Annotated in this window: 2 protein-coding genes; both read right to left on the bottom strand. The window is 55.4% G+C overall.

The window, feature by feature from the left end; genetic code table 11:
- Positions 1–60: 60 nt before the first annotated feature.
- Positions 61–1,140, bottom strand: a complete 1,080-nt coding sequence (aroB, locus tag BN1129_RS00635; RefSeq protein WP_042033841.1) for a 3-dehydroquinate synthase — start codon at positions 1,138–1,140, stop codon at positions 61–63.
- A gap of 14 nt (positions 1,141–1,154) precedes the next feature.
- Positions 1,155–1,673 carry a shikimate kinase AroK gene (aroK, locus tag BN1129_RS00630; protein WP_005317117.1) on the bottom strand — a complete coding sequence of 173 codons (519 nt, stop codon included), beginning with the start codon at positions 1,671–1,673 and terminating at the stop codon, positions 1,155–1,157.
- Positions 1,674–1,821: the final 148 nt, after the last annotated feature.

The following is a 1,821-nucleotide window of genomic DNA, read 5'->3' as shown; positions in this document are numbered from 1 at the left end:
ATCAGGTGCAGCAGCCGGTCAACCAGCTGCCGCTGGGAAGGAAGTTTAAGCAGTTTATTATTACTCACGACCAGACTCGATCACCGCCAACAATTCAGCATCGGAGACATCGGCCACCACCTGTGCATGGCCGATACCGACTGGCAATATCAGTCGCAGCTTGCCTTCCAGTACCTTCTTGTCACGCCGCATATGGCGAATGAAGGCATCGAAATCCATCTCGGCCGGCGCCTGGATGGGTAGATTGGCCGCCAGCAGCAGATCGCGGATACGGGCTACCTGCCGGTTATCCAGCTCGCCACGCACCTCGGCCGTGAATGCAGCCAGCATCATGCCTGCGGCAACGGCTTCGCCGTGCAGCCAGTTCCCATAGCCTTTTTCGGCCTCGATGGCGTGACCAAAGGTGTGGCCCAGGTTCAGCAGGGCACGCACACCGTGCTCTGTCTCGTCCTGCGCCACCACATCGGCCTTGATCTCGCAGCAGCGGCGAATGGCATACGCCAGGGCAGCCGGCTCCAGCGCCTGCAGACGGGACATGTTGGTTTCGAGCCAGGAGAAGAATTCAGCGTCCCAAATGATGCCGTACTTGATGACCTCGGCCATGCCGGCGGCAAATTCACGGGCAGGCAGGGTCTTGAGGCATTCTGTGTCGATAACCACATGTTTGGGCTGATAAAAGGCCCCAATCATGTTCTTGCCGAGGGGATGATTGACGGCGGTCTTGCCGCCGACGGAGGAATCAACCTGGGAGAGCAGTGTGGTAGGCACTTGAATAAAAGGAATGCCACGTTGGTAGCTTGCCGCAGCAAAGCCGACAACATCCCCAATCACACCGCCCCCCAGGGCGATCAGTGTAGTGTCCCGACCATGGTTGGTTTCCAGCAGAGCAGACATGATCCGCTCGAAGGTTGCCAGGGTCTTGTAGGCCTCACCGTCCGGCAGGATCAGGTGTTCAACCTGAAAACCGGACAGCAACTGGATAATCCGCTCAAGATACAAGGGCGCAACAACGGTATTGGTCACTATCATGACCCGTTTGCCCTTGATGGTTTGTGTCAGCACCTCTGCATGCTGCAACAGACCCGCCGCTATCTCGATGGGATAACTGCGTTCACCCAGTTCGACCTTCAACCTTTCCATGGACGTCCTCTAGATTACATGCCAATCAACTTAACAATTTGATTAGCAACAATTTTAGCGCTCTGATCATCAGTCTGGATGACAAAGTCAGCCACTTCTTCATACAGCGCATTGCGCTCTTGTGCCAGACGCTCGAGTACTTCGCGCGGCGGCTCTTCGGTTTGCAGCAGTGGGCGACGCTTGTCTCTTTGTGTGCGTGCCAGCTGCTTCTCAATGGTTGTTTCGAGGTACACCACGATACCGCGAGCAGAGAGCTTGTTCCGTGTTTCACGGCTCTTGATGGCACCGCCACCCGTCGCCAGCACGATACCCTGCTGTTCTGAAAGGTCGCCTATGACCTTCTCTTCGCGGATCCGGAAACCCTCTTCGCCTTCAACATCGAACACCCAGCCGATATCGGCACCACTGCGGCGCTCAATCTCATGATCTGAGTCGAAAAACTCCATATGCAGTTGTTCTGCCAGATGTCTACCTATGGTGCTCTTGCCCGCACCCATGGGACCTATCAGGAAAATATTGCGTTTCTCAGCCATGTCTTTTCATTAGTAATTACAAACTGTACGACCCCGACAAACACTCGATCGGGGTACCTATGAACCTTGTCTTGCGATGGATCAGGAGGGGGATTATCTCAATAGAAATCGGGACTGGCAACCGCAGCCCTTACGCCCCAGCCTCATT

The sequence above is a fragment of the Aeromonas popoffii genome (genome assembly GCF_000820025.1).
GTDB lineage: Bacteria > Pseudomonadota > Gammaproteobacteria > Enterobacterales > Aeromonadaceae > Aeromonas > Aeromonas popoffii.
Note: the sequence above shows the minus strand (reverse complement) of the source record. Positions and strands in the feature narration are given on the sequence as shown.